Origin of the sequence: Streptomyces sp. 8N706 (genome assembly GCF_052245415.1) — a bacterium.
Lineage (GTDB): Bacteria > Actinomycetota > Actinomycetes > Streptomycetales > Streptomycetaceae > Streptomyces.
In genome coordinates, this window is the sequence record NZ_JBQQBW010000017.1 from 49,651 (window position 1) to 68,773 (window position 19,123).

Here is a 19,123-nt window from a genome sequence, read left to right on the forward strand (position 1 = left end):
CCGGACGCCGCGAGCTTCCCGGCAAACAGTCCCGGTCACAGCACTAGCACGAGCGACGGGCAGCCGTATATGTCTCATTCAGTCGATCTGACGTCCGCCAGGTGCCGGTCGGATGCACGGACAGGAGGTCAGGACGGATGACCGTTCCCCATGGCACGGCGGTACGCTCCGACCGCCGCGCGCTGCTGGACTCCCTCGCCTCGCACCGGGTCCCCGTGACCGAATGGGACCTCCCCGGCAGGCCCCGGCTCCTGGTGTCGCCCCGCCCGGCGTCCGGTGTCATCGGCGTGGCCGTGGGCGCTCCCGCGGGCTTCCGTACCGAGGCACCGGGGGAGGAGGGACTCGCCCATCTGCTGGAACACCTGATGTTCCGCAGCGGGGCCGAGGACGGCGGCTTCGTCCACCAGGTCCATCGGCGCGGGGGGACCACCAACGCCTCCACGCATCTCGACCACACCCTCTACTGGCAGGAACTGCCGCACCACGCGCTGGAGGAGGCCCTGCGGGACGAGGCGGACCGCTTTCTGCGGCCCCTGATCACCCCCGGGGCCGTGGCACGGCAACGGGAGATCGTCCTGGAGGAGATCGCCTCCAACGTGGACAACCAGCCGCTCGGCGGCTTCCCCTGGGCCAGGCTGCCCGCTGTCGCCTTCGGCGACCACGCCAACCGCCACAACGGCTACGGCACCGCCGAGTCGCTCGCCGTCGCGACCGCCGAGTCCGCCCGGTCGTTCTTCGACCGCTTCTACCATCCCCGGCGGCTGACGGTCGCCGTGGTCGGCGACACCGACCCCGCGACGGTACGCGACCTCATGCTCCGGGTCTGGCCGGCGAGCCGGCGGCCGCTGCCGCCCCACCCGGCCCTCGCCCCGGCCGAGTTCCTGCCGGGGCGGTACACCGGCACCGACCCGTTCGTGACCTCTCCGGCCGTCGCCATCGGCTGGCCCGCTCCCCCCGCCGAGACCGCCGCCCGCGAGCACGCGGCGGCCATGCTGCTGGCCGACATGCTCGGCGGGGGCAGCGAGAGCCGGCTGCACGCCCGTCTCGTCCTGGACACCGGCGTCGCCCGGATGACCTCCTGCTATGTCGGCTTCAACGACCCGCTGCAGTGCCGCAGCCCCATGCTGCTCGTCGCCGAGGCCCATCTGGCCCGGGGAGCCGACCCGGACCGGGCCGTCGCGCTGGTGAAGGAGGCGGTGGGCGAACTCGCCGCCGGGGTCGACGACGACAGCCTCGCGGGCACCGCTCTGTTCTCGCTCATCGCGTACTGGCGGAGCCTGGAGGGAAGTACGGGCCAGGCCAGGGCACTTGCCGCCCACGGAGTGCTGCGCGGCTCCTCCGGCGGGCTGTTCGCCCACCCCGCACTGGCCTCCGGTATCGAGGCCGACGACGTCCGCCGGTGCGCTGCCCGGATCCTCGCCACCGAGCCCGCCGTGCTCGTCGTAGAGCCGGGAGCACCGGAAGAGCCGGGAAAGGCCGAAGAGGGGGGTCACCGCTCATGACCGTCACACCCACCCGTCCGCCGGACCTGTACACCGCGCAGGTCGGCGGAATCGCCGCGACGGCGGTACGGCTGAGCACGGTGCCCCTCGTCGAGGTGCGGCTGCGGCTGCCGATGCCCATGCCGGGCCCCCGCGCGGTGGCCGCGGCCGAGGTGGCGGCCGAGGTGCTGTTCGGGCACACGGCGCCCACCGGCCGCGCACTGGTCCGCCACGGCGGCTATCTGGTGGCCGCCGCGGACCAGGACCATCTGTGCGTCGCCGCCACGGCGCCCGCGGCGGCACTCGCCACGCTGCTCCGGGAGATCGGAGCCGCCCTGGCGGGACGGGCCGCGGACGAGGCGGCCGTACGGTCGGTGACCCGGGAGCTGGCGGCGGCGAGCCGGGCGAGCGAGGACGACCCCGACGTGCTCGCGACGGCCGTGGCGTTGCGCTCGGCCTACGGCGCCACCTCGGCGTACGCCTATGAATGGCCCGGTCCGGCGCTGCTGTCGGCGCTGGAGCCGGAGGAGGTACGCGCGGTCTGCGCGGGGATCACGGTGACGGGCGCGAGCGCCGCGGTCGTCGGCGACATCGACCCGCGGACCGCGGTCGCACTCGTGGAGCGGTTCCTCGCCGGGGTGGGCGGGCCGTCGCTGCCGGACCGTGCTCTGCCCCCTGCCCCCAGCGGCCCCCGCAACGTCGCCCTGCACCGCCCCGGCGCCACCCAGACCACCCTGCGGCGCGTCCTGGTCCTTCCGCCGGACGACGGCGGCCTGGCCGCCTGGCGCGTCTGCGACCTGGTGTTCGGCGGACAGCCCTCCTCCCGTCTCGCCCGTTCCCTGCGCGAGGAGAACGGCTACGCCTATATCGCGCGCAGCCGGCTCGTCCGCCGGCTGCGCCGGGCGGACCTCCGGGTCATCGCCGACGTCGGGTTGCCGGTGACGGCGCCGGCCCTCACGCTCCTCGACGAGGTGACCCGTGGAATGGCGGACCGGGTCACCGACGCCGAGCGGACCGCCGCCGGCGGATTCGCCGCCACCGCGCTCATGATGTCGCGCGGCGGGCAGAGCGACCTCGCCGGACTGCTCTCCCAGGAACTGGGCCTCGGCCGGGACTGGGAGGCGGTCGACCGGGACGTGCGGCTGCTGGCCGATGTGGACGGTGAGGAACTCGACCGGGTCGCACGGGAGTTGGCGCAGGGCAGCTGGCACACCGCGCTAGTCGGCGATCTCGACCGGATCGGTGGCGGAGGGCTGCCGCCCCTCGGCGGTGCCGGCTGGGACCTCGGCGGCGTCAGCTGAGCGCGTGGGGTAGTCATCGCTGTCGAACCGGTACAGCTGCGGACAGGCGACGGCGATCAGTACGGCTCCCACCATGGAGATCAGCCCACCCGAGCTGACCGAGACCCGCGGTGAGTACAGCGAACCGACCGCGCCCGCCTCCATGTCACCGAGATACGGGCCGCTGCCGACCACCAGGATGTACATCGCGGACATCCGGCCCCGCATCTCATCGGTGGTGACGGTCTGCACGACGGTCGAACGGCACACCGCGCTGACGCTGTCGGCCGCGCCCGCGACGGCCAGACACACCAGAGCCGCCACGAAACCGGTCATCGTCCCGGCCAGCGCGATGGCCGCGCCCCAGACGAGGACGGCGAGGACGACCACCCGGCCGAGCCGGCGGACCCGCCCCAGCCATCCCGTGGTGAGCGCGGCGGCCAGCGCCCCGAAGGACACGGCGGAGAGCATCAGACCGGTGCCCTCCGGCCCGACGTGGTACACGTGCAGGGCCAGGACGGGGAACAGCGCCCGGGGCATACCGAAGGTCATGGCGACCAGGTCGATGCCGAAGCTGCCCAGCACCGCCCGCTCCCGCCGTACGAAGCGGAAGCTCTCCGCCAGGGAGCTCAGCACCGACGGCCGGCCCGACGGCGGGGCGGCGGGCGCCCGGTGGCGGACCATGGCCACCGTGACGATGAGCGCGGCGAAGGTGACGGCATCCAGCGCGTACACGGCGGTGAAGCCGAACCACGCCACCATGAACCCGCCGAGCGCAGGACCGAGGACCACGGTCGCCTGCACGATGCCGTAGGAGAGGGACACCGCCGACCGCAGGTACTCCTTGGGCACCACCTGAACCAACAGCGCCTGGCGTACGGGCGCGTCGAAGGCGGACGCCGCCCCGGTCGCGGCCGCCAGCGCATAGAGCAGCACCGGGCCGGCCGTACCGGTCCCGCTCGTCACGGCCAGCGTCCCGATGATCAAGGCCATGGCCGTCTGTGAGCCGATCAGCACATGGCGGCGGTCGCCGCGGTCGGAGATGACGCCGCCGAAGAGCGACAGCAGCGCGAAGGGGAGGAACTCCGCCAGCCCGAGCAGGCCGACCTGCCAGGGAGAGCCGGTGAACCGGTACATCTGGAGCGGCAGCGCGACGAGCGTCATCTGCGAACCGATCCGGCTGATCACCCCGCCGCTCAGCAGCAGCCGGTAGTCCCGGGACACCCGGAACGCGGTCGTGTCCACCACCACGGCCCGCAGCAGCCCCCGACTCTTTCCGCGTCTTCCGCTCTCACCCACCGCGTCGCCCTCCCCACCGGACCGGGCACGCGTCCCGGTCGTACCGCACGTCGATTCAGATCCAGCCGCGTTCGACCGCGCGTACACCCGCCTCGAAGCGGCTCACCGCGCTCAGACGTTCCATCAACTGGGCCACCACACGCCGTACCGTGCGGTCCGACATGCCCAGCCTGCGTGCCACGGCCTGGTCGGTCAGGCCCTCCACCAGCATGCGCAGCAGCTGCCGCTCGGCCTCGGTCGGCAGCCGCTCGGGCTCTGCCCGCACGATGTCGCTGCGCTGCCACAGCAGTTCGGCCAGCGCGTCCAGCGCCCGCAGCACAGCGGGGTCCCGGATCACCGCGTAGTCGCTGCCCTCCGGCCGGGTGGTGACGATCGCGCCCGCCGCCGTCAGCAGCATGGCCCCCGGCGGCAGGCCCGAGCTGAGGCCCACCTGGGCGCCCCGCTGCTGCTGCCATGCGGCGTCGGCGGCGACACGGGGGACGTCCAGCGCCCCCGTGGGGTAGATGATCCGCACCCGGCCGGCCCGGTCCCACAGCGGTGTGCCGCCGTCGCGGAGCACCGCGGGCAGCGGGTCCTCCCGGGGGAGGCAGTTCCAGTAGCAGATCAGATCCCCGTCGGCCGCTTCGATGAACTCACGGGCCGTACAGGTGAATTCGGCCGGGCCCGTCAGGCGCCGGTCCTGGGGGGTGGCGATGGACATTGAGAAGACCTCTTCCGGTGGAGTCCGGTGGATCGCACCATGGGATCGACTGGCCGTCCGCAATCCGGCTCCGATGCTCGCACCCGAAACCCCTCGAGCGGCCAGGAGTTCATCGTGTTGTCCCTTTCACGCCCGCTCGGCTCCGGTACCGGACAGTTCCGAAGGGGCCCCTTCCGCTGCGGGCCGCCCGCCGTACTCCGGTACCGCGCCGGCGAGGTGGATCACCGCGCTCAGTCCGGCGGACTCATGGGCCCGCAGCTCCAGCCGTCCGCCCGAGGACTCGATCAGCTTCGCGGCGATGGACAGCCCGATGCCGCTGCTGGCCGCCGGGCCGCTGCGCCAGCCCCGCTCCAGGGCCGCCTCGCGGTCGGCGTGCGGCAGCCCGGGCCCCTCGTCCCGTACGTCGATCCGCAGCCGGGCGCCGGACGCGGTGATGGACAGGCGTACGGCGCTGCCCTCCGGTGAGTGCTTGAGGGCGTTGTCCAGCAGAACGTTCAGCGCCTGCTCGACCGCGCCGGGGCGGGCCAGCGCCCATGCGTGGCGGGGCCGGCTCAGCCGGAGCTGGACGGCGCGCTGTTCCGCGACCGTCGCCCAGCCCCGTACGCACTCCTCGACGACGCCGCACACATCGACGACCCGGGTGTTGCGGTCCGCCGGCACCTGCCGCGCATGGTCCAGCATGTCCGTGAGCGTGCGGTCCAGGCGGTCGACGTCGGCGAGCAGCCGGGTGCGCCGTTCCGCGGCCGAGTCCGGCAGATACGGGCCGAGGTTCTCGATCCGCAGACGCAGCGCGATCATCGGATTGCGCAGCTGGTGGGCGACATCGGCGAGAAAGGCCCGGTACTCCTCCATGGCGGCCTGGACCGTGCCGGCCAGCTGGTTGACGTCCATGGCCAGTTCGTCGAGGTGGTGGCCATGACGCCCGGACTCCGCCCGCGCGTGGTAGGCGCCCTCGGACAGGGCCCGCAGCGTCGCCCCGAGATGGCGCACGGACTCCAGGGACCGGCGCCGCAGCACCAGGAGCGGAAGCAGGCAGCAGAGCAGGCCGACGGGAAGGAGCGCCACCAGGGCGGCCCAGACGGTGAGGACCCGCCCGCGCAGCTCGTCGGCCGGCCGGCGCACCAGCAGGGTCGCGGGGCGGCCCCGGCCACCGGCCGGCAGGGCGGTCCGTACGGCGAGGCAGGAGCCGCCGGCGGGCACCAGCGGCACCGGCGCCACATGGAGTTCCGTACCGGTGCGGGCCGGGTCCGGCCGGCGCAGGGCCCGTCCGGCAGCGGCCGGGTCGGCCGAGGAGCTCGCGACCCTGCCGTCGGGCAGAAGGACGGAGAACTCCATGTGCCGCTCGCGGGAGAGGGTGGTGAGCAGCCGGCCGAGGGAGTCCGGCGGCGCCTCCGCGTTCACGGCCTCGGACACCCGCGGCGCCACCGAGGCGGCGGCGGCCGTCAGCCGGCCCGTCGCCTCCCGGCCCGCGGCGCGCGCGTACAGATACCCCAAGGGGGCGAGCAGTGCGGCCAGTACGGTACTGGTGAGAACGCAGAGGACGGTCACATACGTCAGACGCATGGGGGCCCCGGCCTCAGCCGGAGGACGACGGCTGGGTCTCGAAGCTGAAACCGACCCCGCGCGCCGTCTTGATCCAGCGCCCGTCCCCCAACTTGCGCCGCAGCGCCGCGACATGGGAGTCCAGGGTCCGTGACGGGCCGATCCACCGATGGGACCACACGGACTCCAGCAGATGCGCCCGGGTGAAGACCCGGCGCGGCGCCCCGGCGAGCAGGACGAGCAGCTCGAACTCCTTGCGGGTCAGGCCGACGGGGGAGCCGTCGAGGAGCACCGTGCGCTCCAACTGGTCGATGGTGAGGCGGCCGTGGTCGATGATGTGCCCGGCGTTGTCCTGCTCGGGGCGTTCCGCCGCCTCGGCGGGACGTGTCCCGACGCGTCTGCGCACCGCCGCCATCCGCGCCAGTAACTCCTGCAGACGGTAGGGCTTGACGATGTAGTCGTCCGCGCCGAGCCGCAGACACAGCACCTTGTCGAACTCGTCCGAGCGCGCCGTGACGGCGATGATCGGCACGCTGGTCGCACTGCGCAGGCTCTGGCACACCTCCAGCCCGTCCATGTCGGGGAGATTGAGATCGAGGAGCACGATGTCGAAGGCGTCCGGCGCCCGCAGGGCCGAGGCTCCCGTGGACACATGGGCCACATCCCATCCGTGCTGCTGGAGGCCTTCCGCCAGCGCCCCGACCACTTCGGGATCGTCCTCGACTATCAGAGCCTTCATGCCGCCCCCGCACGCATAGTGAAGATGAAGAGGATCTGACGGGACGTGGTGGATCTGGTCGGTTCCCGCCCACATCTTTAACCATATTGCGCGTTTCAGGTGTCGCGAGCGGAGATCTTACATTTGTCTCACACTCTCCTGGAGTTGTCCGAGCGTTGTCTTCGCACCACGTCCCTAGCATCGGCCGCGGTAACACCCCGTACCGCACGGACAGAAGGGGCCGGCGTGGCGACGACGCATCGCGGCCGTCGGTTCCACCGATCGCTGACCGTCTGGGTCCTGGGCGCACTGGTGGCCGGCTTCCTCTTCGGGGCCGTGGCACCCGAGTACGCCGTACGGATGCGCTTTCTCGCGGACGCGTTCATCTCCCTGATGACCCTGCTCATCGCCCCCATCGTCTTCACCACGGTGGTCGGTGGCATCGCCACCATCGGCGGCACCCACCGGCTCGGCGGACTGTCGCTGAGAGCACTGTTCTACTTCGAGGCGGTGACCACCCTCGCGCTCGTCACCGGACTGGTCGTCGGCAATCTGCTGGGGCTGCTCCCCCTGCAGCACGGCGGCGGTCCGCACCCCAGCTGGAGGGATGTGGCGCCGCTGCGACAGGAGGCGGAGAGCCTGGGCGCACCGACCAGCCTCAGCTGGCTCGTTCCGCACACCTTCGTCTCGGCCTTCACCAGCGGTAACGCCCTCCATGTGCTGATGGTCGCCGTCCTGTTCGGCGCGGCCCTGGTCATGTCCGGGCAGCGGGGAGCCCCCGTGCTGGACCTGGTCGAGCGGCTGGGCCACGTCCTGTTCTGCGCCGTCCGGATCGTGGCCGCCGGAGCGCCCCTGGCCGCGTTCGGCGGTATCGCCTTCACGGTCAGCCGCTTCGGGATCGTCCCGATGCGCGGACTGCTGTACCTGGTGCTCGCCTTCTACGCCACCTGCGCGGTGGTCGTCTTCGCCGGGCTCGGACTGCTCGCCCGGGTCAACGGCTTCTCCCTGCTGCGGCTGCTGCGCTTTCTGCGGCACGAACTCCTGGTGGTCGTCGGTACGTCGTCCTCCGAGCCGGTCTTCCCGCGGGTCCTGCGCAAACTCGAACTGGCGGGAGCCCCGCGGGCGACCAGCGCACCGCTGCTCGCGGGCGGGTACTCATTGCATCTGATCGGCACCTGTCTCTATCTGACGATGGCGGCCCTGTACGTGGCGGCCGCGACGGGCAGCGGTCTCTCCCTCGGGGACCAGCTGCTCTTCCTCGCCGTCTCCATGCTCACCTCCAAGAGCGCCGTGGGCGTGACGGGGTCCGGGCTGCTCACCCTGGTCGCCACGGTCTCGGTCGCCCACTCGGTCCCGCTGGCCGGGGTGGCGCTCCTGGTGGGCATCGACCGCATCATGTCCGAGGCCCGCGCGGTCACCAACCTCATCGGCAACACCGTGGCCACGCTGGTCATCACCAACTGGATGGGCCGGCTCGACCACGTACGGCTCCGCAACGCCCTGTCGGCCCAACGCCCCGCAGACCCCGACCTCCCCGAGGACGACCCGGCGGTCGTCGACATCCGCGTCTCCGACTGACCGTGACGATCCCGGAACGACCTCGCTCCCGTGGCTCGACGTCCGCAGGAGCACCCGGCCCGACGCCGGCGCTTCCCCGGCACCGCCCGCTCCACGCCCGGCCACCCACCACCGCTGTCCCCCTGTCGGCCTACGACCCCGCTGTTTCCCTCATCACATGGAACAGGAGACACGTCATGGCCATCGCCTCGGCTCCACCACGGATGACGCGTGAACAACAGGTCCGCACGGTCCGGCCGCTCAGGCGTCCGGCCCCGCACTTCGCCGCCGTGCTCTCCTCGGCCCGCCACGACGTGCTCCTGATGCGGTCGCGGTGCGCCGTACGGCCGGAGGAGATCCGCTACGAGGCGGAGGTCCTGGGCGGACTGCTGCAGCGCTGGGTCCGGGTCCATGTGCTGTGGGACGAGCGGCTGCTGACCGACCCGGCCGTCGCCGCGTCCGTACGGTGGCAGAGCCACACCCGGATCCAGGTGCGCACCGCGACGGACGTGCCGGTCACGGTCGCGCTGGTCGACTGCCACACCTCGCTGGTCAGCCCGGAGACCGGCGCCGTCTCCGTGTCCCGGTGTCCGGAGACCGCGAACATGCTGCACTACCTCTTCCAGGGCCTGTGGGAAGGGTCGGCACCGGTGGTCGGCGAGGACCGGGCGCCCGGCGTCGGACAGTGCCAGGACATTCTGCGGATGCTCGCCGGCGGCCTCACCGACCAGCAGATCGCCCACAAACTCGACGTGTCCGAGCGGACGGTGGGGCGCACCGTGGCCCGGATCATGAGCGAGCTCGACGCGCGCAGCCGGTTCGAGGCCGGGGTACGCGCGGCCCGCCTCGGCTGGCTGGGCACCCCACACCGTTGACGCGGGGTGCGTTCCCGCACGTCGGAGCAGGTCGGGCGGGTCTCCGCGGACTGACAGCGGCCCCTTCGTATGGGTAGGGTCGCAGCCGGCGCGACTGCCTGTTCGACAGCAAGGGGTTGGCAAGGTGGCGGACGCAGCAGTATCCGAGACGGGGCGTGTGCTGATCGCCGCGGACAAGTTCAAGGGCTCGCTCACGGCCGTACAAGTCGCCGAGCACCTCACGGCGGGCCTGCGCCGGGCGGCCCCGGGCGTGCGCGTGGAGTCACTGCCGGTCGCCGACGGTGGCGACGGCACGGTCGACGCCGCGGTCGCCGCCGGATTCGAGCGGCGTGAGGCAGAGGTCACCGGGCCGCTCGGAGCGCCCGTCACGGCGGCGTTCGCCCTGCGCGACGGCACCGCGGTGGTGGAAATGGCCGAGGCCTCCGGCCTGCGGCACCTTCCCCGCGGCGTGTTCGCACCCCTGACGGCGACCACGTACGGCACCGGCGAGCTGCTGCGCGCGGCCCTCGACGCGGGCGCGCGAACCATCGTCTTCGGCGTCGGCGGCAGCGCGACGACCGATGGCGGAGCGGGCATGCTCGCCGCCCTCGGGGCGCGCCTCCTCGACATCGACGGGGACCCGGTGCCCCTCGGCGGTGGCCCGCTCCGCGAGCTGGTGAGCGCCGACCTCACCACCCTCGACCCCCGAATCGCCGAGACCCGCGTCATCCTGGCCGGCGATGTGGACAACCCGCTGACCGGCCCGCAGGGCGCGGCGGCGGTCTACGGCCCGCAGAAGGGCGCGGGCGAGGACGACGTGGCGACCCTGGACGCGGCGCTCCTCCACTACGCCGAGGTCCTCGAGAAGGCGATCGGCCCCCCGGCCGCCGAGTACGCCCGCGCACCGGGAGCGGGCGCCGCGGGCGGAATCGGTTACGGGGCGCTGATCGGCCTCGGCGCGAGCTTCCGACCGGGCATCGAGATCATGCTCGAGGTCCTGGGCTTCGGACCCGCCCTGGAGCACGCCGATCTGGTGATCACCGGCGAGGGGGCCCTCGACGAGCAGACGTTGCACGGCAAGGCCCCCGCGGGCGTGGCCGCCGCGGCCCGCGCCCGGGGCATCGGGGTCATCGCGGTCTGCGGGCGTCTCGCGCTCACGGAGGCGGCCCTGCGCGAGGCCGGGATCGCCCGTGCGTACGCCCTCACCGAGCTCGAGCCGGACACCGCGCGCTGTATCGCCGAGGCGGGCCCGCTCCTCGAGCGGACGGCGCAGAACATCGCACGTGACGTCATCCGCTGAGCGCGTCCGCGTGGCCGCACGACTGCGGCCATGCGGACGGCTTCGGTGACGACGGGGGACTACGGGGGGACTGCCGGGAGACGACCGGGAACTACGCAGAATAAGGTCCGACTCGGCGAATGATGTCTGTTTACCGCGCGATCGGTCCGAGAATACGGGGGAGCGGGCAGAATACGCTGGGAAAAACGCGAATTCCACCCTTCGGCGAGCTGAAATGGATATCGCGCAGAAGGAGAAATAACAGGCGGGTGAAAAAGTCCTGCCGTGTCCCGCGCCAGGCGAATGGCGGGGCCTTTTCACGAATCCGGCGGAAGCCGCCGACGCTGTGCTCGTGCGCACCACAACGGCCGAGGGCCCCCGAGCAGTGGCTCGGGGGCCCTCGGCCGTCAGCGGAGAACTACGGCAGCTGGGCGGCTCGCGCCTCGCGCCGGTTGTCCCGGAAGGTGTTCACCCGCCGCGCCGTGGCGAAGAGCGGGATCACCGCGCCCAGCACCACCTGGAGCGCGCAGCCGGTCTGCAGCAGCAACTGCCCGCCGGGGGCGTCGAACGCCCAGGCGGCCAGCAGGCCCATGCTCAGCACGATCCAGCCGAGCATCGCCACCGCGAGCCGTCCCCGCGGCTTCGGGTACTCGACCCGGCTCACCATCAGCCAGGCCACCCCGATGATCGCCAGCAGCGTCGGGATGAACGGCAGCTCCAGCAGCACGATCGACACGACGGTCAGCGCGCCGAAGGGGCTCGGCATGCCCTGGAAGATGCCGTCGCGCAGGGTGACGCAGGAGAATCTCGCAAGCCGCAGCACCACCGCCAACAGCACCACGATCGCGGCCACCGCCGAGACCCGCTGGTGCGCGTCGGGATCGACCATGCCCCAGACCACGACGAAGTACGCCGGGGCCAGTCCGAAGCTGATCAGATCCGACAGGTTGTCCAGCTCCGCCCCCATCGCCGAGCTGCGCAGCTTGCGCGCCACGAGTCCGTCGAAGAGGTCGAACACCGACGCCAGCAGCATCAGAATCACGGCGGTCGCGGCGCTGTGCCGCGACATCCCGCCGTTCTCGCTGCCCGTGAGATGCGGGATGAGGACGCCGGTGGTGGTGAAGTACACGGCCATGAAGCCACAGGTGGCGTTACCGAGCGTGAGGGTGTCCGCTATCGACAGCCGCGTGGACAGCGGCATCTCGTCGTCCTCGACCTCCTCGACGACCTCGGGCACCCAGGTGGCCTGCGGCTCGGGATCAATCACGGTCAAGGCGAGTCACCCCCGCGATGGTGGTCTGGCCGACCTCGACGGCGGCGTCCACACCTTCCGGCAGATAGACGTCGACGCGGGAGCCGAAGCGGATCAGGCCGATCCGCTCGCCCTGCTCCACCTTCGTGCCCTGCGGCACGTACGGCACGATGCGCCGCGCCACCGCACCGGCGATCTGCACCATCTCGATGTCACCGAGCTCGGTGTCGAAGTGCCAGACGACCCGCTCGTTGTTCTCGCTCTCCTTGTTGAACGCCGGAACGAAACCGCCGGGGATGTGCTCGACGGACGTCACCGTGCCCGCGAGGGGGGCACGGTTGACGTGGACGTTCAGCGGGCTCATGAAGATCGCGACGCGGGTGCGCCCGTCCTTCCACGGCATGATGCTCTGCACCACACCGTCGGCCGGCGAGATCACCCGGCCCTGGGTGATCTCACGCTCGGGGTCGCGGAAGAACCACAGCATGCCGGCCGCCAGCGCGGTGGCGGGCACAGCGACCCCCGCCCAGCGCCCGGAGCGCCGGGCGCGGGTGAGGCTGATGGCTGCAGTGGCCACGGTCGGGAGGAGCCACGGCGATGCTCCGCGCGCGAGGCGGACCCGGCCGCGTGGTGCAGAGGTTTGGCTGTGGGGCATGGATGACCTTCGTAGCGGATGAATGCCGCGCTGCAATGGGGGACGACGGCTTTCCGGGATGCTATCGGTTTCGTGCGGCAACTGGGCAAGCCAGGAGCCGAGTCGGTGTCAGAAGACCGATGGCAGGGTGTGATCTTCCTCTCGAAGAATTGCCCCAAAGCGGACAATTACCCCTGGAATCGATACTCCTCGAGCAGCCGACGACCAATGATCATTTTCTGGATCTCGGCGGTACCTTCACCGATCAGCAACATCGGCGCCTCGCGGTACAGGCGCTCGATCTCGTACTCCTTGGAGAAGCCGTAGCCGCCATGGATGCGGAAGGCGTCTTCCACGACCTCTTTGCAGTACTCGGAGGCGAGGTACTTCGCCATCCCTGCTTCGAGGTCATTGCGCTCCCCGGAGTCCTTTTTCCGTGCTGCATTCACCATCATCGCATGGGCGGCCTCGACCTTGGTAGCCATCTCCGCCAACTTGAACTGGATGGCCTGGTGCTGAGCAATCGCCTTGCCGAAGGTGTGACGCTGCTGAGCGTAGGAAACGCCCAGCTCAAAGGCGCGCTGAGCCACCCCGCAGCCCCGTGCCGCGACATTGACGCGGCCGACCTCGACGCCGTCCATCATGTGGTAGAAACCACGTCCGGTCTGTCCGCCGAGCACCCGGTTTGCCGGGATCCGCAGGCCGTCCATGATGAGCTCGGTGGTGTCGACACCCTTGTAGCCCATCTTCTCGATCTTGCCGGGAATGGTGAGCCCCGGGCGGACCTCGCCGAAGCCCGGCTCCTTCTCGACCAGGAAGGTGGTCATCGACTTGTGCGGGGCGGTGCCCTCCGGGTGCCCCTCGTCGGTGCGGCACAGCACCGCGACCAGCGTGGACGAGCCGCCGTTCGTCAGCCACATCTTCTGACCGTTGAGGACGTACTCGTCACCGTCCTTCACGCCCTTGGACGTGATGGCGGACACATCCGACCCCAGGGCCGGCTCCGACATCGAGAAGGCACCGCGCACCTCGCCGAGCGCCATCTTCGGGAGGAAGTGGTCCTTCTGCTCCTGCGTGCCGTGCTGCTTGAGCATGTACGCCACGATGAAGTGGGTGTTGATGATGCCCGAGACGCTCATCCAGCCGCGGGCGATCTCCTCCACGCACAGCGCGTACGTCAGCAGCGACTCGCCGAGACCGCCGTACTCCTCCGGAATCATCAGACCGAAGAGGCCGAGCTCCTTGAGGCCCTCGACGATCTGCGCCGGGTACTCGTCGCGGTGCTCCAGCTCGGTGGCGACCGGCAGGATCTCCTTGTCGACGAAGTCACGGACGGTGGAGAGGATCTCCTGCTGGACGTCGGTCAGCCCGTGGGTCTGCGCGAGACGGCTCATCACTTCACCTGCTTCTTCTCGGCGGGAGCCCGAAGCTCCGGGCGGCCGGGCTGCTCGCCGCCGCGCTCCTTGATGTAACTCTCGGTCGGCACCATCACCTTGCGCCGGAAGACGCAGACCAGGGTGCCGTCCTGCTTGTAGCCCTTGGTCTCGACATGGACGATCCCGCGGTCCGACTTGGACTTCGACGGCGTCTTGTCGAGCACGGTCGTCTCGCCGTAGATGGTGTCGCCGTGGAAGGTCGGCGCCACATGCTTCAGCGACTCGATCTCCAGGTTGGCGATCGCCTTGCCGGAGACGTCCGGCACGGACATCCCGAGCAGCAGGGAGTAGATGTAGTTGCCCACCACGACGTTCTTGCCGAAGTCCGTCGTCTTCTCGGCGTAGTTCGTGTCCATGTGGAGCGGGTGGTGGTTCATGGTGAGCAGACAGAAGAGGTGGTCGTCGTACTCCGTGACCGTCTTTCCGGGCCAGTGCTTGTAGACCGCCCCGACCTCGAACTCTTCGTAAGTGCGTCCGAACTGCATGGTGCTCAGGCCTCCGGGGCTTCGAACTTGGACGTACGGGTCATCCCGGCGGCACGGCCCTTACCCGCGATGACCAGTGCCATCTTGCGGCTGGCCTCGTCGATCATCTCGTCCCCGAGCATCGCCGACCCCTTCTTGCCACCGGCCTCGGAGGTGCACCACTCGTATGCGTCGAGGATGAGCTCCGCGTGGTCGTAGTCCTCCTGGGAGGGGGAGAAGACCTCGTTGGCCGCCTCCACCTGGCCCGGGTGCAGCACCCACTTGCCGTCGAAGCCCAGCGCCGCGGCGCGGCCGGCGACCTCGCGGTAGCCGTCCACGTTCTTGATCTGGAGGTACGGGCCGTCGATGGCCTGGAGGTCATGCGTCCGGGCCGCCATCAGGATCCGCATGAGGATGTAGTGGTAGGCGTCCGCCGGGTAGCCGGGCGGCTGCTCACCGACCACCAGCGACTTCATGTTGATGGAGGCCATGAAGTCCGCCGGGCCGAAGATGATGGTCTCCAGGCGCGGCGAGGAGGCGGCGATGTCGTCGACGTTCACCAGGCCCTTGGCGTTCTCGATCTGCGCCTCGATCCCGATCCGCCCGACCTCGAAGCCCATCGTCTTCTCGATCTGGGTGAGCAGCAGGTCCAGCGCCTGCACCTGGGTGGCGTCCTGCACCTTGGGCAGCATGATGCAGTCGAGGTTGGGACCGGCGCCCTCCACGACGGTCACGACGTCGCGGTAGGTCCAGTGGGTGGTCCAGTCATTGACCCGCACGACCCTGGTCTTGCCCGTCCAGTCGCCGTTGTTGAGCGCGTCGACGATGGTGTGCCGGGCGCCCTCCTTGGCGAGCGGCGCGCACGCGTCCTCCAGGTCGAGGAAGACCTGGTCGGCCGGGAGGCCCTGCGCCTTCTCCAGGAAGCGCGGGTTGCTGCCCGGCACGGCGAGGCAGGAGCGGCGCGGCCGCAGGCGGTTCACAGTCATGCGGGGACCTCCAGAGGGTCGAGCTTGTTCGCTTTCCGGATCTCGTCGACGATACGTCCGATGATCTCCGTGATACCGAAGTCCTTGGGGGTGAAGACGGCGGCGACTCCGGCCGCCTCGAGCATCCGGGCGTCGGCGGACGGGATGATCCCACCGACGACCACCGGGATGTCGTCCACCCCGGCCCGGCGCAGCCGGTCCAGCACGTCCGGCACCAGCTCGGCGTGCGAGCCGGACAGGATCGACAGCCCGACGCAGTGCACATCCTCGGCGACGGCCGCCGAGACGATCTGCTCCGGGGTGAGCCGGATGCCCTGGTAGACCACCTCGAAGCCGGCGTCACGGGCCCGTACGGCGATCTGCTCGGCGCCGTTGCTGTGCCCGTCCAGGCCGGGCTTGCCCACGAGCAGGCGCAGCCGGCCGCTGCCCAGCTCCTCCGCGGTCCGGGCCACCTTCTCGCGGACCTCGGCGAGTGGGGTGCCCGGCTCGGCGGCGACGGCCACGGGCGCGCTGCTGACGCCCGTCGGGGCGCGGAACTCGCCGAAGACGTCCCGCAGCGCCCAGGCCCACTCGCCGGTCGTCACCCCTGCGCGGGCGCAGTCGAGGGTGGCGGCGAAGAGGTTGGTGTCCCCGGCCGCGGCCGCCTTGAGGGTGGACAGGGCCTCTTGCGCGGCGGCCTCCTCGCGGTTGTCGCGCCACTCGTGCAGCGCCGCGACGACCCGGGCCTCGTTCTCGGGGTCCACGGTCATGATCGCGGTGTCGAGGTCGGCGGTGAGCGGGTTGGGCTCGGTGCCCTCGTAGCAGTTGACGCCGACGATCTTCTCGTCGCCGGCCTCGATCCGGGCCCGGCGCTCGGCGTGCGAGGAGACCAGCTGGGCCTTGAGGTAGCCGGATTCGACGGCCGCCATGGCGCCGCCCATCTCCTGGATCCGCTCGATCTCGGCCAGGCACTCCTCGACGAGGGAGTCGACCTTGGACTCGATGACATGGGAGCCCGCGAAGATGTCCTCGTACTCCAGCAGGTCGCTCTCATGGGCGAGGACCTGCTGGATGCGCAGGGACCACTGCTGGTCCCAGGGGCGGGGGAGGCCCAGGGCCTCGTTCCAGGCCGGGAGCTGGACGGCCCGCGCGCGTGCGTCCTTGGAGAGGGTGACGGCCAGCATCTCCAGGACGATCCGCTGGACGTTGTTCTCCGGCTGGGCCTCCGTCAGGCCCAGGGAGTTGACCTGCACGCCATAACGGAAACGGCGCTGCTTCTCGTTCTCGATGCCGTACCGCTCACGGGTGATCCGGTCCCAGATGCGGCCGAAGGCGCGCATCTTGCACATCTCCTCGATGAAGCGGACGCCCGCGTTCACGAAGAAGGATATCCGGGCGACCACATCGCCGAACTTCTCGGGCGGGACCTGGCCGGAGTCCCGTACGGCGTCGAGAACGGCGATGGCCGTGCTCATGGCGTACGAGATCTCCTGGACCGGGGTGGCCCCCGCTTCCTGCAGGTGGTAGCTGCAGATGTTGATCGGGTTCCACCTGGGGATGTTGGCCACCGTGTACGTGATCATGTCGGTGGTCAGCCGCAGGGAGGGGCCCGGCGGGAAGACATGCGTCCCGCGCGAGAGGTACTCCTTGACGATGTCGTTCTGCGTCGTCCCCTGGAGCTTGGAGATGTCGGCTCCATGCTCCTCGGCGACCACCTGGTACAGCGCCAGCAGCCACATGGCCGTGGCATTGATGGTCATCGAGGTGTTCATCTGCTCCAGGGGGATGTCCTGGAACAGCCGTCGCATGTCACCGATGTGGGAGACCGGGACCCCGACCCGGCCGACCTCGCCGCGGGCGAGGATGTGGTCGGGGTCGTAGCCGGTCTGCGTCGGCAGGTCGAACGCGACCGACAGGCCGGTCTGGCCCTTGGCGAGATTGCGCCGGTACAGCTCGTTGGACGCCTCGGCCGTGGAGTGTCCGGCGTACGTCCGCATCAGCCACGGACGGTCCTTCTGGGGGCGCTCAGTCATCTAAGGGTCTCTCAGACGTTCCGGAAGCGGTTGATCGCGTCGATGTGCTTGGCGCGCAGTTCCTCGTCGCGCACGCCCATGCCCTCCTGCGGAGCGAGGGCGAGCACGCCGACCTTGCCCTGGTGGAGGTTGCGGTGCACGTCGTAGGCGGCCTGGCCGGTCTCCTCCAGGCTGTACGTCTTCGACAGCGTGGGGTGGATCTTGCCCTTGGCTATCAGACGGTTGGCCTCCCAGGCCTCGCGGTAGTTGGCGAAGTGGGAGCCGATGATCCGCTTCAGCGACATCCACAGGTAGCGGTTGTCGTACTCGTGGTTGTAGCCGGAGGTCGAGGCGCAGGTGACGATGGTGCCGCCCTTGCGGGTCACGTACACCGAGGCGCCGAAGGTCTCGCGGCCCGGGTGCTCGAAGACGATGTCGACGTCCTCGCCGCCGGTGAGCTCACGGATGCGCTTGCCGAAGCGCTTCCACTCCCTCGGGTCCTGGTTGTGCTCGTCCTTCCAGAACTTGTAGCCCTCGGCGTTGCGGTCGATGATCGCCTCGGCGCCCATCGCGCGGCAGATGTCCGCCTTCTGGTCGCTGGAGACGACACAGATGGGGTTGGCGCCGCCGGCCAGGGCGAACTGGGTGGCGTAGGAGCCGAGCCCGCCGCTCGCGCCCCAGATCAGGACGTTGTCGCCCTGCTTCATCCCGGCGCCGTTGCGGGAGACCAGCTGGCGGTAGGCGGTGGAGTTGACCAGGCCCGGAGCCGCCGCCTCCTCCCAGCTCAGATGGCCCGGCTTGGGCATCAGCTGGTTGGACTTGACGAGCGCGATCTCGGCGAGGCCGCCGAAGTTGGTCTCGAAGCCCCAGATGCGCTGCTCGGGGTCGAGCATGGTGTCGTTGTGGCCGTCGGCCGATTCCAGCTCCACCGACAGGCAGTGCGCGACGACCTCGTCACCGGGCTTCCAGGCGTTCACGCCCGGGCCGGTGCGCAGGACGACTCCCGAGAGGTCGGAGCCGATGATGTGGTACGGCAGGTCGTGGCGCTGGGTGAGCGGCGAGAGCTTGCCGTACCGCTCGAGGAAACTGAACGTGGAGACCGGCTCGAAGATCGAGGTCCACACGGAGTTGTAGTTGACGGAGCTGGCCATCACGGCGACGAGTGCCTCGCCGGGGCCGAGCTCGGGCACCGGAACCTCGTCCAGGTGCAGTGACTTGCGCGGGTCCTTGTCCCTGCTCTCGACACCGGCGAACATCTCCGCCTCGTCCTTGTGGACGGTCACGGCCCGGTAGGACTCGGGGAGCGGCAGGGCGGCGATGTCGGCAGCGGTGCTCTCGGGGGAGAGGATTGCGTCCAGGATTTCGTTCACTTGGGGCCTCCGGCGAAGCGTTGGGAAACGCTTGAGGGAACGCTGGGGTCTGGTTGGGGTGAAGCGCGGTGCCGTCGGTTCGGCTCTGTATGGTGCTGGCAGCGCGGGTGGCGCAGGAGGTGCCTGTGACGCAGGCGTCCGGGCGCGCATGGATTGCGGGGACAGCCGGCGTACGAGGGTTCTCTGCACGCCGGCCGCCCGGACACTTTCAACGTATGGCACCGCGTGCCACTCGGCAAGACACTGCGTGCCAACAATTTCTCTCAGATGTCATCCGCGG

General features: G+C 70.5%; 16 protein-coding genes. 5 read left to right on the forward strand and 11 right to left on the reverse strand.

Going from position 1 to position 19,123, the window contains the following annotated elements; genetic code table 11:
- Window positions 1–137 precede the first annotated feature (137 nt).
- Both ACTWQE_RS09580 and ACTWQE_RS09585 read left to right on the forward strand, forming a co-directional pair.
- On the forward strand, window positions 138–1,502 hold the full coding sequence (locus tag ACTWQE_RS09580) for a M16 family metallopeptidase (RefSeq protein WP_443328420.1): 1,365 nt from the start codon (window positions 138–140) through the stop codon (window positions 1,500–1,502).
- Window positions 1,499–2,782, forward strand: a complete 1,284-nt coding sequence (locus ACTWQE_RS09585) for a M16 family metallopeptidase (protein WP_443328421.1) — start codon at window positions 1,499–1,501, stop codon at window positions 2,780–2,782. The genes ACTWQE_RS09580 and ACTWQE_RS09585 overlap by 4 nt, the downstream gene beginning before the upstream one ends.
- Here ACTWQE_RS09585 and ACTWQE_RS09590 read toward each other — a convergent pair.
- From ACTWQE_RS09590 to ACTWQE_RS09605, 4 genes are all read right to left on the reverse strand, one after another.
- A complete protein-coding gene (locus ACTWQE_RS09590) occupies window positions 2,699–4,060 on the reverse strand; it encodes an MFS transporter (protein WP_443328422.1) in 1,362 nt (453 codons plus the stop codon). The two genes, ACTWQE_RS09585 and ACTWQE_RS09590, sit on opposite strands and share 84 nt — an antisense overlap.
- A gap of 55 nt (window positions 4,061–4,115) precedes the next feature.
- Entirely contained in the window at window positions 4,116–4,760 is a 645-nt protein-coding gene (locus ACTWQE_RS09595) for a response regulator transcription factor (RefSeq protein WP_443328423.1), read from the reverse strand.
- A 126-nt stretch (window positions 4,761–4,886) separates the two neighbouring features.
- Complete coding sequence (locus ACTWQE_RS09600; protein WP_443328424.1) at window positions 4,887–6,323, reverse strand: sensor histidine kinase; 1,437 nt, start codon at window positions 6,321–6,323, stop codon at window positions 4,887–4,889.
- Between the two features lie 13 nt (window positions 6,324–6,336).
- The gene (locus ACTWQE_RS09605) at window positions 6,337–7,041 is read right to left on the reverse strand and encodes a response regulator transcription factor (protein ID WP_443328425.1); all 705 of its coding nucleotides are present in this window, start codon (window positions 7,039–7,041) and stop codon (window positions 6,337–6,339) included.
- Between the two features lie 225 nt (window positions 7,042–7,266).
- Between ACTWQE_RS09605 and ACTWQE_RS09610 the strand changes: the two genes are divergently transcribed.
- The 3 genes from ACTWQE_RS09610 (at window position 7,267) to ACTWQE_RS09620 (ending at window position 10,731) form a co-directional block, all read left to right on the forward strand.
- On the forward strand, window positions 7,267–8,598 hold the full coding sequence (locus ACTWQE_RS09610) for a cation:dicarboxylate symporter family transporter (protein ID WP_443328426.1): 1,332 nt from the start codon (window positions 7,267–7,269) through the stop codon (window positions 8,596–8,598).
- Between the two features lie 176 nt (window positions 8,599–8,774).
- Window positions 8,775–9,452, forward strand: a complete 678-nt coding sequence (locus ACTWQE_RS09615; protein WP_443328427.1) for a LuxR C-terminal-related transcriptional regulator — start codon at window positions 8,775–8,777, stop codon at window positions 9,450–9,452.
- A 124-nt stretch (window positions 9,453–9,576) separates the two neighbouring features.
- Window positions 9,577–10,731, forward strand: coding sequence for a glycerate kinase (locus tag ACTWQE_RS09620; RefSeq protein WP_443328428.1), 1,155 nt, complete (start codon window positions 9,577–9,579; stop codon window positions 10,729–10,731).
- A 397-nt stretch (window positions 10,732–11,128) separates the two neighbouring features.
- Here ACTWQE_RS09620 and pssA read toward each other — a convergent pair whose 3' ends face one another.
- The 7 genes from pssA to ccrA form a co-directional block, all read right to left on the reverse strand.
- The gene (gene pssA, locus ACTWQE_RS09625; RefSeq protein ID WP_443328429.1) at window positions 11,129–11,983 is read right to left on the reverse strand and encodes a CDP-diacylglycerol--serine O-phosphatidyltransferase; all 855 of its coding nucleotides are present in this window, start codon (window positions 11,981–11,983) and stop codon (window positions 11,129–11,131) included.
- On the reverse strand, window positions 11,970–12,617 hold the full coding sequence (locus ACTWQE_RS09630) for a phosphatidylserine decarboxylase (RefSeq protein WP_443328430.1): 648 nt from the start codon (window positions 12,615–12,617) through the stop codon (window positions 11,970–11,972). Before ACTWQE_RS09630 ends, pssA begins: the two co-directional genes overlap by 14 nt.
- A 167-nt stretch (window positions 12,618–12,784) precedes the next feature.
- Window positions 12,785–13,990 carry an acyl-CoA dehydrogenase family protein gene (locus ACTWQE_RS09635; RefSeq protein ID WP_443328431.1) on the reverse strand — a complete coding sequence of 402 codons (1,206 nt, stop codon included), beginning with the start codon at window positions 13,988–13,990 and terminating at the stop codon, window positions 12,785–12,787.
- A complete protein-coding gene (locus ACTWQE_RS09640) occupies window positions 13,990–14,517 on the reverse strand; it encodes a MaoC family dehydratase (RefSeq protein ID WP_443328432.1) in 528 nt (175 codons plus the stop codon). The genes ACTWQE_RS09635 and ACTWQE_RS09640 overlap by 1 nt, the downstream gene beginning before the upstream one ends.
- A 5-nt stretch (window positions 14,518–14,522) precedes the next feature.
- The gene (locus ACTWQE_RS09645) at window positions 14,523–15,482 is read right to left on the reverse strand and encodes an HpcH/HpaI aldolase/citrate lyase family protein (protein ID WP_443328433.1); all 960 of its coding nucleotides are present in this window, start codon (window positions 15,480–15,482) and stop codon (window positions 14,523–14,525) included.
- On the reverse strand, window positions 15,479–17,494 hold the full coding sequence (locus tag ACTWQE_RS09650; protein WP_443328434.1) for a protein meaA: 2,016 nt from the start codon (window positions 17,492–17,494) through the stop codon (window positions 15,479–15,481). Before ACTWQE_RS09650 ends, ACTWQE_RS09645 begins: the two co-directional genes overlap by 4 nt.
- Window positions 17,495–17,505: 11 nt before the next feature.
- On the reverse strand, window positions 17,506–18,843 hold the full coding sequence (gene ccrA / locus ACTWQE_RS09655; protein ID WP_443328435.1) for a crotonyl-CoA carboxylase/reductase: 1,338 nt from the start codon (window positions 18,841–18,843) through the stop codon (window positions 17,506–17,508).
- Between the last annotated feature and the right edge of the window lie 280 nt (window positions 18,844–19,123).

Excerpts from the sequence above, each read along its gene's own strand:
- ACTWQE_RS09630 (WP_443328430.1), bottom strand. The coding sequence starts at position 12,617 with ATGCCCCACAGCCAAACCTCTGCACCACGCGGCCGGGTCCGCCTCGCG.
- ACTWQE_RS09650 (WP_443328434.1), bottom strand. The coding sequence starts at position 17,494 with ATGACTGAGCGCCCCCAGAAGGACCGTCCGTGGCTGATGCGGACGTAC.
- ACTWQE_RS09615 (WP_443328427.1), top strand. The coding sequence starts at position 8,775 with ATGGCCATCGCCTCGGCTCCACCACGGATGACGCGTGAACAACAGGTC.
- ACTWQE_RS09580 (WP_443328420.1), top strand. The coding sequence starts at position 138 with ATGACCGTTCCCCATGGCACGGCGGTACGCTCCGACCGCCGCGCGCTG.
- ACTWQE_RS09585 (WP_443328421.1), top strand. The coding sequence starts at position 1,499 with ATGACCGTCACACCCACCCGTCCGCCGGACCTGTACACCGCGCAGGTC.
- ACTWQE_RS09640 (WP_443328432.1), bottom strand. The coding sequence starts at position 14,517 with ATGCAGTTCGGACGCACTTACGAAGAGTTCGAGGTCGGGGCGGTCTAC.
- ACTWQE_RS09635 (WP_443328431.1), bottom strand. The coding sequence starts at position 13,990 with ATGAGCCGTCTCGCGCAGACCCACGGGCTGACCGACGTCCAGCAGGAG.
- ACTWQE_RS09600 (WP_443328424.1), bottom strand. The coding sequence starts at position 6,323 with ATGCGTCTGACGTATGTGACCGTCCTCTGCGTTCTCACCAGTACCGTA.
- ACTWQE_RS09605 (WP_443328425.1), bottom strand. The coding sequence starts at position 7,041 with ATGAAGGCTCTGATAGTCGAGGACGATCCCGAAGTGGTCGGGGCGCTG.
- ACTWQE_RS09645 (WP_443328433.1), bottom strand. The coding sequence starts at position 15,482 with ATGACTGTGAACCGCCTGCGGCCGCGCCGCTCCTGCCTCGCCGTGCCG.
- ACTWQE_RS09595 (WP_443328423.1), bottom strand. The coding sequence starts at position 4,760 with ATGTCCATCGCCACCCCCCAGGACCGGCGCCTGACGGGCCCGGCCGAA.